The following is a 12,828-nucleotide window of genomic DNA, read 5'->3' as shown; positions in this document are numbered from 1 at the left end:
CCGGTAGACTTCTTAGGACGTTCGGGAACAGGAAATTTCCCGGACTGACTTCTTTAGAGGGGAAATTCATGTCGGAACAGAAGTCCTTGCTCGTCTTTGCGCATGCAGACGAAGCAGTCGCCTTCGCAGATGTTGACCACCTGATTTCGGGCGTCGGCAAAATCAATGCTTCGGTCGCATTGGCTGGCGCCATCGCCGACGGCAACATCAAGAACGTCATCGTGCTTGGTACCGCCGGAGTCGTTGGACATGCAGGCGAAGACCGCCCAAGCCTGGACACCATCTACCAGGTCACCAAGCTGATCCAGCACGACTTCCCATTGCCGTCGGCTGACGTTGATCCGACAGGTGAAGTCCTTCTTGAGGATTACCAGGTCACCATGGCCACCGGCGATGTCTTCGTTTCGGATGACCAGCAGCGTGCCCATGTAAAGAGCCTCGGCGCATCGCTGGTGGATATGGAAGGCTATGCCTACGCCAGCGTCTGCCAGCGATTTGATGTGCCATTGCAGATCTTCAAGATCCCATCTGATTATGCCGATGATTCTGCCTCAATCGACGAGTGGGACGACATCGCAAAACAGAAGAGCGTCCAGCTTCGCGAATTCTACGATAAGCACCTGAGCTAAGCGCACAGCTTCTGCAATCTCCCAAACGCCTGACCGATCCACCGGTCAGGCGTTTGTTTTACCTCGGCTTCTGGAATTGGCGACCCGCGCGACGACCCCTGCGTGGCCAAGGCGGATCCGCTGGCTACTATGGTGCACGTCACCATACGACACTCGCAACAGTTGTATGTCCCTAGTCAATGATGATTTGAGGTAACAGAAAACATGAGTGTTCCTGCAACAAAACACAGCGGTACGATCGCCTCCAGGGCAATGCGCCCGATCAATAATCTTGTCGAGAAGTTCATTCCTTCGGCATTGGTCTTCGCTATCGTGCTGACCTTCATCGTAGCCATTCTCGCCTTACTCGCCACGGATTCGACCCCGGTGCTCATCGTGCAAAGCTGGGGTGATGGCCTGGCCGGGCTGCTCAGCTTCATCACCCAGATGGCGCTGGTGCTCATGCTGGGATTCATCCTGGCCAATACCCGTCCAGTGCGCAAGATGCTTCGAGCTCTGAGCAGCATCCCCAAAACCGCTCTGGCCAGCTATATCTTCGTCTTTCTCGTTGCCGCCATCGCCTCGTTGATCACCTGGGGACTCGGGCTTGTGGTCGGCGGGCTGCTGGCGCGCGAAGTGGCTGCCCAGGCTCGTGCACGCAATGTCCGCGTCCACTTCCCTCTGCTGGTCGCCTCCGGCTTTGCTGGATTTGTCATCTGGCATATGGGCTACTCGGGGTCCGGGCCGCTCACCGCCGCCACTCCGGACTCATTCATCGCAAAGCAGCTCGGCGCTCCCCTGCCCATTTCCGAAACGATCTTCGCGCCGTGGAACCTGATCGCGATCGTCGCGACCATAGTGCTGGTGGGGCTGGCCCTGTACCTCGTTGCCCCGCGTGGCGAGGATAAGATCCATGAGCTGCGCACCGATGCGCGGGAAAAGCTCGTGGACATCGATGATGAGGTCAGCACCCCGGCTGACCGGGTAGATGCCAGCCGTCTGCCGACCTTGCTGCTGGGTCTGATGCTCCTGGCATATCTGGTCATTAATTTTTCCAAGGGCGGGACGCTGACCTTGGACATCGTGAATTGGTCATTCCTGTGCCTGATCCTGCTGCTGGTTCGCAATCCTTTCGAGCTGATGGCCCTGACCAAGCACTCTGCATCCAACGTCGGCGAGATCCTCCTGCAATTCCCGCTCTATGCCGGCATCTTGGGCATCATGACCGGCACCGGGCTCATCGAGGTGATCTCCGAGGTGATGATTGCCGTGTCCACGCCGCAGACCTTTGGCCTGCTGGCTTTCCTATCGGCCGGAGTAGTGAATTTCTTCGTGCCATCCGGGGGCGGGCAGTTCGCGGTGCAGGCCCCGATCATGCTGACCGCAGCCGCAGAGCTGGGGGTTGACCCGTCGATTCCGATTATGGCGGTCGCCTACGGGGATCAGTGGACAAATATGATCCAGCCGTTCTGGGCCCTGCCGCTTTTGGCCATCGCGGGGCTGAAGATGAGAGACATCCTCGGCTACACCACTATCGTGCTGATCGCTTCGGGCATTGTCTTCGCCGCCGCCATGGTCTTCGCCTCGCTGTAGACCTGCCTTCGCTTCCGATTCCGGGCAAAGAAAACCCCGGACCACCAAGTGGTCCGGGGTTTCCTGCAGCTTCTAGAGGCTACTCAGCAGCAGCTTCTTCTTCAGCCTCGTCGATGACTGGAGCCAGCGACAGCTTGCCGCGGTCATCGATCTTGGTGATCTCGACCTGCAGCTTCTGGCCAACACCGACGACGTCTTCAACGTCTTCCACGCGCTTGCCGTCGTTGATCTTGCGCAGCTCGGAGATGTGCAGCAGACCGTCCTTGCCAGGGGTCAGCGAAACGAACGCACCGAAGGTGGTCAGCTTCACGACGGTACCCAGGTAACGCTCGCCGACCTCAGGAACCTGAGGGTTGGCAATAGCGTTGATCGCCGAGCGGGCAGCCTCGGCGGACTCGCCGTTGGTTGCGCCGATCAGCACGGTGCCGTCATCTTCGATCGAGATGTCAGCGCCGGTGTCTTCCTGGATCTGGTTGATCATCTTGCCCTTAGGGCCGATGACCTCGCCGATCTTGTCCACTGGGATCTTCACGGAGATGATGCGTGGAGCGTTGACGTTCAGCTCATCCGGGGTGTCGATCGCCTGGTTCAGGACGTTCAGGATGTGCAGGCGGGCCTCGCGGGCCTGGGTCAGCGCAGCAGCCAGAACCGAAGCTGGAATACCGTCCAGCTTGGTGTCGAGCTGGATTGCGGTGACGAACTCGGAAGTACCGGCAACCTTGAAGTCCATGTCGCCCATGGCATCTTCAGCACCGAGGATATCGGTCAGGGCAGCGTAACGGGTTTCGCCGTTGACGGTGTCCGAAACCAGACCCATGGCGATACCGGCTACTGGTGCCTTCAGTGGCACACCAGCGTTCAGCAGCGACAGGGTCGAAGCGCAAACCGAGCCCATGGAGGTCGAGCCGTTGGAGCCCAGTGCCTCGGAGACCTGGCGGATTGCGTATGGGAATTCCTCGCGGCTTGGCAGCACTGGAACCAGTGCGCGCTCAGCCAGTGCGCCGTGGCCGATTTCGCGGCGCTTAGGCGAACCAACACGGCCGGTTTCACCGGTCGAGTATGGAGGGAAGTTGTAGTTGTGCATGTAGCGCTTGGACTTCACTGGGGACAGCGAGTCGATCTGCTGCTCCATCTTCAGCATGTTCAAGGTGGTCACGCCCATGATCTGGGTTTCGCCACGCTCGAAGATTGCCGAACCGTGAACGCGAGGCAGAACCTCAACTTCAGCGGAGAGCTGACGGATGTCAGCCAATCCACGTCCGTCGATACGGATCTGATCGGTCAAGATGCGCTGGCGAACGATGTGCTTGGTGACAGCGCCGAAGGCCTTGGAGATTTCACCCTCGCGGCCTTCGAAGGTGTTGCCTTCGCCGGCCAGCGATGCCAGGACTTCGTCCTTGTAGGCGCTGGCAGCGTTGTCGCGCTCCTGCTTGTCAGCGATGGTGTAGATCTCAGCCAGGCGGGTCGAAGCGGCAGCCTCGACAGCAGCGAAGGCGTCTTCTTCGTAATCGCGGAAGACTGGGAATTCAACGGTTTCCTTGGCAGCGCGAGCAGCCAGGTCAGCCTGGGCCTCGCACAGGACCTTGATGAATGGCTTGGCAGCCTCAAGGCCTTCTGCAACAACCTCTTCGGTTGGAGCAACAGCGCCGCGGTCCTTGATCAGTTCCCAAGCGTTGTCGGTAGCTTCAGCTTCCACCATCATGATGGCAACGTCGTCGCCAGCGATACGGCCGGCAACAACCATGTTGAAGACAGCGTTCTTCAGCTCGGAGTGGCGTGGGAAAGCAACCCACTGTGCGCCGTTTCCATCGTCAACCAGTGCAACACGAACGCCACCGATTGGGCCGGAGAATGGCAGGCCCGAAAGCTGGGTGGACATCGAGGAAGCGTTGATTGCTACAACGTCGTACAGCTCATCTGGCTCGATGGACAGAACGGTGACAACAACCTGGACCTCGTTGCGCAGGCCCTTGACGAAGGCCGGGCGCAGTGGGCGGTCCATCAGACGGCAAGCTAGGATGGCTTCGGTCGATGGGCGGCCTTCGCGGCGGAAGAAGCTGCCTGGGATGCGGCCAGCAGCGTACATGCGCTCTTCAACGTCCACGGTCAGTGGGAAGAAGTCGAAGCCTTCGCGTGGGTGCTTGCCTGCGGTGGTTGCCGAGAGCAGTGCGGTCTCATCATCGATGTAGACCATAGCCGAGCCAGCAGCCTGCTTGGCAAGGCGGCCGGTTTCGAAGCGGATGGTGCGGGTGCCGTAGCGACCGTTGTCGATCTGCGCTTCGGCGAATTGGATTTCTGGACCCTCCATTAAGGGGGTGCTCCTTTCGATCGCTCCCAGCTTGGTGGATGAGCGAACCGCGTTGCCCTACCCAGATCTGGTCTTCGATCGAGACCCGCGCTGGAACCGGGAATGGCCCTAGCGAAAGTCACTACCGAGGACCGCGAAACTGGCGGTCGGGACCAACGGTCAGTCAGCCCTGGGAGTTATTTTCATTCGGGGCCCACATAGAATATGCAGACCCAAGTACTAGCCTACCGGGAATTACCCAAAGGTGCAGATCCCGACCTGCCACCTTTAGGTGAATTCCCGGGATCTGCACTATGGACGGGCCGCTTCTTCCTACAGTCCGTTAGATCTTGACGTATCCGCAGGAGACAGGAGGATGCGTGTTCAAACCGCCCACAATTCGGCTCTTCAGGCAGAAACGAATGGTGTCCCCGTTCCAAATCCCAGAGCTTGTGCCCTTGACCAAGTTCAGGCAGCTCCATTTACGATAGCCATTTGTTTGTAGATAAGAGGTGTCGTGGGAGCCGTAGAAAGTAGCGATCCCCTGATACTTCTTGCCGATGTTCTGCTTGATACAGAACTTATTGGTCCAGTGATTAAACTTGTAGGTGACTCCGGTTGCGCCATTGCGGGTGGAGCTGATGTGTTCTCCGGCCTGCGCGGCTGGCGCGATGACTGTGCCGCCAGCAATAAGCGCCATGGCCATCAGTGTGCTTGCTAGTTTCCTCTTGATGTTCAACTGAACCTCCGTTGACGAATGCGATTTTTTACCCCAAGGGCTCGAACAACCCTTTCAAGTACTCGGCTCGTCATTCAATATTTGTCCCTTCAAATTACGTTGCGGAAAATCCCAAAAATCGCCGTCCTGGCCCTTATAGATCGGCGACGCCGGCTGTCGATATTGCGCGAAGTTTTCAAAATCCTGCGTCTTGCCCACGGAATACCGTCGGTCAGCCAGCCCGGTTCAGGATCCAGGTGGAATCCTAAAATGACGTTTTAAAGAGGTACAGCCAGTAGCGGTATGGACATACTCTTCCTCCGCCTTGATTCTCCGGGTCTAATAGATATTGAAGGATTCCTACTTAATAGAACGGACGTTAATGAACGTTGACGAACCACGCGTGAAAGCGGGGCCTCTCACCGCAACAACGCGTAGTGGCATTAGCCCTATCCCTTTAGTTGTTTATGTGCTTGCAGTAGGCACTTTCACGATGCTCACCACTGAGTTCATCGTGGCCGGCATCCTGACCCAACTGGCTGCCGAACTTGACATTAGTGTCGCGAAAGCCGGCCTGCTGATCACCGTTTTCGCAACAGGGATGGTGATCGGGGCGCCACTCATGGCCCTGCTGACGCTGCGCCTACCTCAACGAATGACATTGATCTTGGCATTGGCCGTCTTTGCCGTCGGCCACGTGGTGGTTGCTCTGGGCTCCGACTTCACCTTATTAATGATTGCTCGATTCGTCACAGCATTAGCAACCGGTGCCTTTTGGGCCATTGCCGGGGTCGTAGCTGCCAAGAGCGCGGGAGCCGGCATGGCATCACGTGCGCTGGGAATTATTAATGCAGGAGGCATGCTTGCCACAGTCTTAGGTGTGCCGTTAGGAGCCTTCGCCTCCCAATACTTTGGATGGCGGGGATCGTTCTGGAGCCTTGCAGTGCTCGCGGTGATCTCTGCTTTGCTCATTGCTCGCCATGTTCCGAATAATTTGTCGCAGCACTCCAATGTATCGATACGCGGTGAACTTGCTGGGCTTCGCTCAACGCGGTTATGTCTCACCCTTGCCGCTTGCGCCACTACCACCGGTGGTGTTTTGGCGACCTACTCCTATATTTCTCCGTTACTCATCGACGGGACAGGGTTCAGTGAGACGGTTATACCTCTAGTACTGATCGGCTTTGGTATCGGTTCCTTGATTGGTTCCCTAGTTGGCGGAAGACTCGGCGATGCACATCCACATTTGCTCACTGTCATTGCCCCGGCCACCTCAACCCTGATCTTGCTGGCAATTTGTCTGCTCTCAGAGGTGAAACTGCCAATGATCGCTTTGATTGCCTTGCTCGGATACTTTGGCCTCGGTGCCAACCCGATCCTCGCTTCTCTGGCTATCAACTACGGCAATAAAGCTCCAACGTTGGCCTCATCATTAACTGTCGCCGGATTCAATGCAGGCACGGTGGTTGCTTCGTGGGCAGGCGGCAAGTCCTTGGAAACCCCGCTGGGCACAACTGGCCCAGTTTTACTCGGAGCATGCGTTGCAGCTCTGACACTCATCCCAGTGATCACACTCTCAGTTCTTGCGAAGCGTTCCGTCCGCCAAGAATCAGCACTCCGCGTATAGTCCGCCTTCTATTCAAGCCCCTCGCAAATAGGGATAAAAAATCTCGTCCAGTCGGGATTATTTACGGATCGATTGAAGTTGTCCTTAGAGGGAACAAGTCACAACTTTCCTACTAAGCATCATTTCTCACACGAAGCGATAGCGACAATGCGCGAAAATCTGGATTCGCAAGTAACTGAATACCTCCGCGAGCCGACACCGGCTGACGGAAACACGTAAACAGATAAACAAAGGAAGAACACTCCTATGACTACTATGGCCAACGCATACGCAGCCCCGTCAGCAACCGAGCCGCTGGCTCCCATCCAGATCGAACGACGCGAAGTCGGACCACACGATGTCCGGATCGACATCAAGTACGCTGGCATCTGCCACTCAGACATCCACACGGTTCGTGGCGATTGGGGCCCACAGTCTTACCCGCTGGCTCCAGGTCACGAAATTGCCGGCATCGTGGCAGAAGTTGGCTCCGAAGTCACCAAGCACAAGGTCGGCGACCGAGTCGGCGTCGGCTGCATGGTTAATTCTTGTGGCAAGTGCGAATACTGCCTCGATGACCTCGAACAGTTCTGTGTTGAAGGCATGGTGGGTACCTATGGCGCTATTGATCGCGACGGAACCGTCACCCAGGGTGGATACACCACCAATGTCGTCGTCACCGAGAAGTTCGTGCTGAGCATTCCCGACAGCATCGAACTTGATGTTGCCGCTCCCCTACTGTGCGCAGGCATTACCACCTACTCCCCACTGCACCACTGGAATGCAGGCCCGGGAAAGAAGGTCGCAGTCATCGGTCTTGGCGGTCTGGGCCACATGGCGGTCAAGATTGCCAGTGCCATGGGTGCCGAGGTAACTGTCTTGTCGCAGTCGCTGAAGAAGAAGGAAGACGGTCTGAAGCTTGGTGCCAGCGACTACCGCGCCACCAGCGACGAGGCTACCTTCAAGGATCTGCACAAGACGTTCGACCTGATCATCAACACCGTCAGTGCATCGATCAACATCAGTGCGTTCCTGCAGCTTCTTCGCGTTGACGGCACCTTGGTCAACGTTGGTGCACCAGCCGAGCCACTTCCAGTTAACGCTTTCGCCCTGATCGGCGGACGCCGCTCCTTCGCTGGTTCCAACATTGGTGGCATCAAGGAGACCCAGGAAATGCTGGACTTCTGTGGCGAGCACGGCATCGGTGCAGAAATTGAAGTCATTTCTGCAGACCAGATCAACGAGGCTTACGAGCGCGTCCTGAAGTCGGATGTCCGCTACCGCTTCGTGATTGACACCGCAACCATGGCCTAAGCACTTAGGTTCTGACGGCGTCCGATTCATCAACTGATAGGTTGGTGGATCGGACGCCGTTCGCCTTTAATGTTTTCCCGTTCATCAGAAAGTTTCCTCGTGACTGATCCTAATTTTGCGGAATACTCCTGGGACCACCTTGAGCGAGGCAGCGTGTTGGTAGTAACGCTTAGCGGACCAGCCAATGTCAGGCTGATGGATCCGGAGAATTTTGCGTCATTCGAAGACGGTGAAAAATACGATTCTCACGGCGGCGTCGCCCGCCGAGCACCCTACCGGGTCAAGGTACCGCGTTCAGGCCCCTGGTTCTTGGTCATCGATCTTCAGGGCCTGCCCGGCCGTGGCGTTCGCCATGAAGTTATCGTTCAGCCCCCGCACAAACTTGAAGAACGAAGGTCCTAGAAAACCGTTGGTGGTCTTTTAAAAAGACGCAACGCGCGTGTACCAATGACACTCATTGGTACACGCGCGTTGCCTTGTCTTCATTCCCGTGCGGTCGTCCTGTTGGCCCGGAATCCTCAGCTACGTCGACGAGACGAGAACTTCTGCAGCGGTGTCCATGTGCGCACTGATCACGGCAGCAGCCAACCCGACATCAGCCGAGTCGATAGCGTCAACGATTTCTTTGTGGCGCGAGACATTCATATTCTTGATTCCGCGCTCTTTGCCGGCCCACATGATGGACATGCGAATGCTTCCTTCAAGCTGTTCCCATGCGTGGAGCAACGACTCGTTGCCCGTGAGCCGGCAAAGCACCCGGTGGAAGTCGAGATCCGCTTCGATACCACGTTCGAGGCTTTGCTTGACTTCGTTATCCATGACTTTCAGAGCCGAACGCAGCTGGGCGACGGCTTCGCTTCGGTCATCAAGTCGGCATAGCGTCTGCGCAGCCAGTGTCTCCAGCGCGGCGCGCACCGCAAAGATGTCCCTGATCTCTTTCACGTCCAAGCTGCGCACCGAGAGCCGACCGCGCGCGCCGGGTGCAACCAGGCCTTCCTGCTGGAGCTGGCGCAATGCTTCGCGCAACGTGCCGCGGCTGATATTGAGCATTTCGGACAGCTCGGTTTCCACCAGATGCTTTCCTGGTTCGAGCTGTCCGGTGGTGATGGCCTGACGCAGGGCAGTGAGGGTTTGTTCTCTCAGGCTCGTTTTTTCAAGCCCCAACAAGGCCATTGGTTCTGCGGCCATGGAATCCACCCTCTTCTATGAGTCAACAGTCGACAGTTGCACGTTTGGTTCTATAGTAGTCGCCGGGAACCGCGGATCACACGGTTCCCGGAATTTACTACAGTGCAGCGAGCACCTTCTGAACAATGCGGTCCACCGACAACCCGTAACGATCATGCAAGGTTGGCAGCGCGCCGGCATGCAGGAACTCGTCTGGAAGGCCAACGGGCAGAACCTGCTTGCCGATTCCGGCCTGAACCATGGCAGAAGCCACTGTTTCAAAGAGTCCGCCGACCACCGTGTGGTTTTCCAGCGTCAGTGCCAGACGATCGGTGTTGATTTCACGCAGCACCGTTTCCGAATCAAATGGCTTGATGGTTGGGGTGTGAACTACCGAGACATCAACGTTGTGCTTTTCCAGTTCCTTGGCTGCGCTCAAGGCACGCATGGTCATCAGACCGCTGGAAATCATGACGACGTCATTGCCTGGGCGCAGCACCTTCGCCTTGCCCAGTTCAAAGGTGTAATCATATTCATCAAGCACCGTGGGAACATTGCCACGCAGCAAGCGCAGGTAGGTCGGGCCCTCGCTGGCCGCCAGCTGTGGCACTGCCTGTTCGATGTCCACCGAGTCGCACGGATCAACAATGGTCAGGTTGGGCATGCCACGGAAGATGGCCATGTCTTCGGTTGCCTGGTGGCTTGGGCCGTACCCGGTGGTCAAGCCCGGCAGGCCGCCGACGATGTTGACGTTCAAGTTCGGCTCGGCGGCATCCAGGCACAGGAAGTCGTAGGCGCGGCGAGCAGCGAAAACCGAGTAGGTCGATGCGAAGGGCACCAGGCCGGTCTGCGCCATGCCGGTTGCCGCGCCGATCAGCAGCTGCTCCGCCATGCCCATCTGGAAGAAGCGTTCCGGGTAGGCCTTGGCGAAGATGTGCATATCCGTGTACTTGCCGAGGTCCGCCGTCAGGCCGACGATGGCTGGGTTTTCCTCCGCGGCCCTGACCAGTGCATGGCCAAATGGAGCCGGGGCCGTCTTCTGGCCCGGATCTGCGAAGGAGGCGATCATGGCCGAGGTCTTGAGTCGGGTCTTTGCCGGGGTGCTGGTCATTACTTATCTCCTTCGTAGCCCGCAGTGAGTTGTTCACGGCAGATCTGCCATTCGTTTTCTTCAATCCGCATGAAGTGCGCTTTTTCGCGCTGTTCCAATAGCGGCACCCCGCGCCCGATACGGGTATCGCAGAGGATTACCGATGGGCGGGCTTCGTTCTTTGCTTCAGCTGCCACCGCGTCGAACGCGGCCAGCAACGCGCCGGCATCATTGCCGTCGACGCGCTGTACGAACCATCCGCTGGCTGCCCACTTGTCGGCAACCGGTTCAGTGCGCAAGACGGTGTCGGTTTTTCCATCAGCCTGCAGCGCGTTGATGTCCACGAGGACGGTCAGGTTCCCCAAGCCATGGTGGTGGGCGCCCATCACCGCTTCCCAGGTTGATCCTTCGTCCAGTTCGCCGTCCGACATGAAGTTGATGACGCGGGCCGAAGACCCCTGGTGTCGCAGTCCCAACGCGGTGCCGATGGCGATCGGCAGGCCGTGCCCCAGTGAACCGCCGGAAATCTCCATTCCCGGAGTGTAGGTGGACATGCCGGACATTGGAAGACGGGAGTCATCCGAGCCATAGGTCTCAAGCTCTTCGATCGGCACGATCCCGGCCTGGGCCAATGCGGCGTAGTGGCCGATGGCGTAGTGGCCAGTCGATAGCAGGAAACGATCGCGCTGGTCCCAGTCCGGATCTTCTGCGCGGTAGTTCAGCTGGTCGGCATATACAGCGGCGAACATGTCGGCGGAACCCAGTGCCTGGCCAACATAGCCCTGGCCCTGGACCTCGCCCATATTCAGTGCATGGTGTCGTGCTCGGTAGGCGAATTCCTCCACCTTCTGGCGGCGCTCGGTGCTCACCGCTGTTGGATTAGCAGTGGCAACAGATGATGCGTTCATGTCTGATCCTTCAATGATTGTGGGGCCGGTTAGGCTTCGATTTTGTGTGCGGGGGTGGCTTGTTCGGCCTCGTCGGCCAAGCGACGTTCGTTCTTGCCCCAGGTTTCACGGGTGACCAGCGCTGCCCAGAGGCCAATGGCGCCGTACAGGCTGAAGAGCAGTGCTGGGCCGACCCAGCCGAAGGCTACGAACAGCAAGGTGGTGATGAACGGAGTGAATCCGGAGACCATGGCCGAAATCTGGTAGGCCAGCGAAGCGCCTGACGAGCGGGTCTTGGCTTGGAACAGTTCCGGGAACCAAGCACCCTGAACTCCGGCCAGTGAGTTCTGGCAGACTGCGTAGGAAATGACGACCGTGGCGATAACCAGGAAGAACAGTCCTGTGTTGACCAACAGGAACATTGGAATTCCGAAGAGCACTGCGAATCCGGTGGAGATCAGGTACAGCGGGCGGCGGCCGATCTTGTCGGTGAGCGAACCCCAGAACATCGTGGCGAAGATGCCGATCGCTGCCGCAATGCATAGCGCAACGAGGGTCTGGGTCTTATCAGCCAACCCGCTTTCGTGCAGGTAGGAAATCATGTAGGTAATGGACACTGCATAGCCGGCGGTTTCCGCCACACGCAGTCCGATGCCACGCAAGATGTTGCGCCAGTCATCGCGGATCACCTCGATAATTGGCGAACGCGAGATTTCACCGGAGCTCTTCACTTCCTCGAATACCGGAGATTCCGGCACCTTGGAGCGAATCAGCAAGCCAATGAATACCAGCAGCAAGCTAGCCAGGAATGGTACGCGCCAAGCCCAGTCGCCGTCGAGATTCACGCTGTAGAGGAAGACTATATTGGCCAACAGCAATCCGACCGGGAAACCTGCCTGGACGATGCCGGTGTACTTGCCCTTCTTCTTCCATGGCGCGTGTTCGTAGCTCATGAGGATCGCTCCACCCCACTCAGCGCCGAAAGCCAAACCCTGGATGATGCGAATGAGCACCAGGAGCGTCGGTGCCAGAATACCTACTTGGGAGAATGTCGGCAGCAAGCCGATGGCAAAGGTGGATAGACCCATCAGCACCAGCGATGCAACTAGTACCGGCTTTCGGCCGACTTTGTCGCCCAAGTGGCCGCCGAGGATGCCGCCCAATGGACGAGCGGCGAAGCCAACACCGAGTGTTGCGAATGCGGCCAGCGTTCCGGTGACAGCATTGTCGCTCGGGAAGAAGGCAGTGCCGAAATACAGCGCTGCGGCGGTGCCGAAGCCGATGAAATCATAAGTCTCAATGACGGCTCCAACGCTGGAACCGATAGCGACGCGTTTGGCATCCTTGGTGCCGTGGACATGTCCACGCATCGCAAGTCCTTGGTTCGTCATGTCACTAACCTTTCAGGATGACAGCCCTTCATTGGACGGTCATTGTCAACAGTCAACAGGATACGTCCACCAGTGTGTTCTACGCCACTTGCCATTGTCAACAGTTAACACAAACTTATTTTTAACAGTTGACTGTTAACAGTCAACATGGATAAAGTGTCTTCCAT

Annotated in this window: 11 protein-coding genes; 5 read left to right on the top strand and 6 right to left on the bottom strand. The window is 57.6% G+C overall.

Annotated features, from left to right (window positions below; translation table 11 throughout):
* The first annotated feature begins 68 nt into the window (after positions 1 to 68).
* Both D3791_RS13445 and D3791_RS13440 read left to right on the top strand, forming a co-directional pair.
* On the top strand, positions 69 to 629 hold the full coding sequence (locus tag D3791_RS13445; protein WP_022875898.1) for a phosphorylase family protein: 561 nt from the start codon (positions 69 to 71) through the stop codon (positions 627 to 629).
* 204 nt (positions 630 to 833) lie between these two features.
* On the top strand, positions 834 to 2,201 hold the full coding sequence (locus D3791_RS13440) for a short-chain fatty acid transporter (RefSeq protein ID WP_028268680.1): 1,368 nt from the start codon (positions 834 to 836) through the stop codon (positions 2,199 to 2,201).
* Positions 2,202 to 2,280: 79 nt separating this feature from the next.
* Here D3791_RS13440 and D3791_RS13435 read toward each other — a convergent pair whose 3' ends face one another.
* Positions 2,281 to 4,509 carry a polyribonucleotide nucleotidyltransferase gene (locus D3791_RS13435; protein ID WP_022875900.1) on the bottom strand — a complete coding sequence of 743 codons (2,229 nt, stop codon included), beginning with the start codon at positions 4,507 to 4,509 and terminating at the stop codon, positions 2,281 to 2,283.
* A gap of 322 nt (positions 4,510 to 4,831) precedes the next feature.
* Positions 4,832 to 5,188 (bottom strand): hypothetical protein, encoded by a 357-nt coding sequence (locus tag D3791_RS13430; RefSeq protein WP_172512506.1) that lies wholly within the window; start codon positions 5,186 to 5,188, stop codon positions 4,832 to 4,834.
* A gap of 400 nt (positions 5,189 to 5,588) precedes the next feature.
* Here D3791_RS13430 and D3791_RS13425 point away from each other — a divergent pair, with 400 nt between their 5' ends.
* The 3 genes from D3791_RS13425 to D3791_RS13415 all read left to right on the top strand — a co-directional run bounded on the left by D3791_RS13425 (position 5,589) and on the right by D3791_RS13415 (position 8,528).
* Complete coding sequence (locus tag D3791_RS13425; RefSeq protein ID WP_172512505.1) at positions 5,589 to 6,833, top strand: MFS transporter; 1,245 nt, start codon at positions 5,589 to 5,591, stop codon at positions 6,831 to 6,833.
* A 246-nt stretch (positions 6,834 to 7,079) separates the two neighbouring features.
* Entirely contained in the window at positions 7,080 to 8,126 is a 1,047-nt protein-coding gene (locus D3791_RS13420; protein ID WP_172512504.1) for an NAD(P)-dependent alcohol dehydrogenase, read from the top strand.
* 99 nt (positions 8,127 to 8,225) lie between these two features.
* A complete protein-coding gene (locus D3791_RS13415) occupies positions 8,226 to 8,528 on the top strand; it encodes a DUF1883 domain-containing protein (protein ID WP_172512503.1) in 303 nt (100 codons plus the stop codon).
* Between the two features lie 120 nt (positions 8,529 to 8,648).
* Here the strand turns inward: D3791_RS13415 and D3791_RS13410 are convergent, their stop codons facing one another.
* The 4 genes from D3791_RS13410 to D3791_RS13395 form a co-directional block, all read right to left on the bottom strand.
* Positions 8,649 to 9,314: a GntR family transcriptional regulator gene (locus D3791_RS13410; protein ID WP_172512502.1), complete on the bottom strand. Its 666-nt coding sequence runs from the start codon at positions 9,312 to 9,314 to the stop codon at positions 8,649 to 8,651.
* A 97-nt stretch (positions 9,315 to 9,411) separates the two neighbouring features.
* The gene (locus tag D3791_RS13405) at positions 9,412 to 10,404 is read right to left on the bottom strand and encodes a transketolase family protein (RefSeq protein WP_172512501.1); all 993 of its coding nucleotides are present in this window, start codon (positions 10,402 to 10,404) and stop codon (positions 9,412 to 9,414) included.
* Positions 10,404 to 11,291: a transketolase gene (locus D3791_RS13400; RefSeq protein WP_172512500.1), complete on the bottom strand. Its 888-nt coding sequence runs from the start codon at positions 11,289 to 11,291 to the stop codon at positions 10,404 to 10,406. Before D3791_RS13400 ends, D3791_RS13405 begins: the two co-directional genes overlap by 1 nt.
* A gap of 29 nt (positions 11,292 to 11,320) precedes the next feature.
* Positions 11,321 to 12,661, bottom strand: coding sequence for an MFS transporter (locus D3791_RS13395; RefSeq protein ID WP_022875907.1), 1,341 nt, complete (start codon positions 12,659 to 12,661; stop codon positions 11,321 to 11,323).
* Positions 12,662 to 12,828: the final 167 nt, after the last annotated feature.

Source organism: Glutamicibacter mishrai, assembly GCF_012221945.1.
Taxonomy (GTDB): Bacteria; Actinomycetota; Actinomycetes; order Actinomycetales; family Micrococcaceae; genus Glutamicibacter; species Glutamicibacter mishrai.
Note: the sequence above shows the minus strand (reverse complement) of the source record. Positions and strands in the feature narration are given on the sequence as shown.

Bases quoted from the DNA above. Each gene is read 5' to 3' on its own strand.
- D3791_RS13395 (WP_022875907.1), bottom strand. From the start codon at position 12,661: ATGACGAACCAAGGACTTGCGATGCGTGGACATGTCCACGGCACCAAG.
- D3791_RS13425 (WP_172512505.1), top strand. From the start codon at position 5,589: ATGAACGTTGACGAACCACGCGTGAAAGCGGGGCCTCTCACCGCAACA.
- D3791_RS13410 (WP_172512502.1), bottom strand. From the start codon at position 9,314: ATGGCCGCAGAACCAATGGCCTTGTTGGGGCTTGAAAAAACGAGCCTG.
- D3791_RS13420 (WP_172512504.1), top strand. From the start codon at position 7,080: ATGACTACTATGGCCAACGCATACGCAGCCCCGTCAGCAACCGAGCCG.
- D3791_RS13400 (WP_172512500.1), bottom strand. From the start codon at position 11,291: ATGAACGCATCATCTGTTGCCACTGCTAATCCAACAGCGGTGAGCACC.
- D3791_RS13435 (WP_022875900.1), bottom strand. From the start codon at position 4,509: ATGGAGGGTCCAGAAATCCAATTCGCCGAAGCGCAGATCGACAACGGT.
- D3791_RS13405 (WP_172512501.1), bottom strand. From the start codon at position 10,404: ATGACCAGCACCCCGGCAAAGACCCGACTCAAGACCTCGGCCATGATC.
- D3791_RS13430 (WP_172512506.1), bottom strand. From the start codon at position 5,188: ATGGCGCTTATTGCTGGCGGCACAGTCATCGCGCCAGCCGCGCAGGCC.
- D3791_RS13445 (WP_022875898.1), top strand. From the start codon at position 69: ATGTCGGAACAGAAGTCCTTGCTCGTCTTTGCGCATGCAGACGAAGCA.
- D3791_RS13440 (WP_028268680.1), top strand. From the start codon at position 834: ATGAGTGTTCCTGCAACAAAACACAGCGGTACGATCGCCTCCAGGGCA.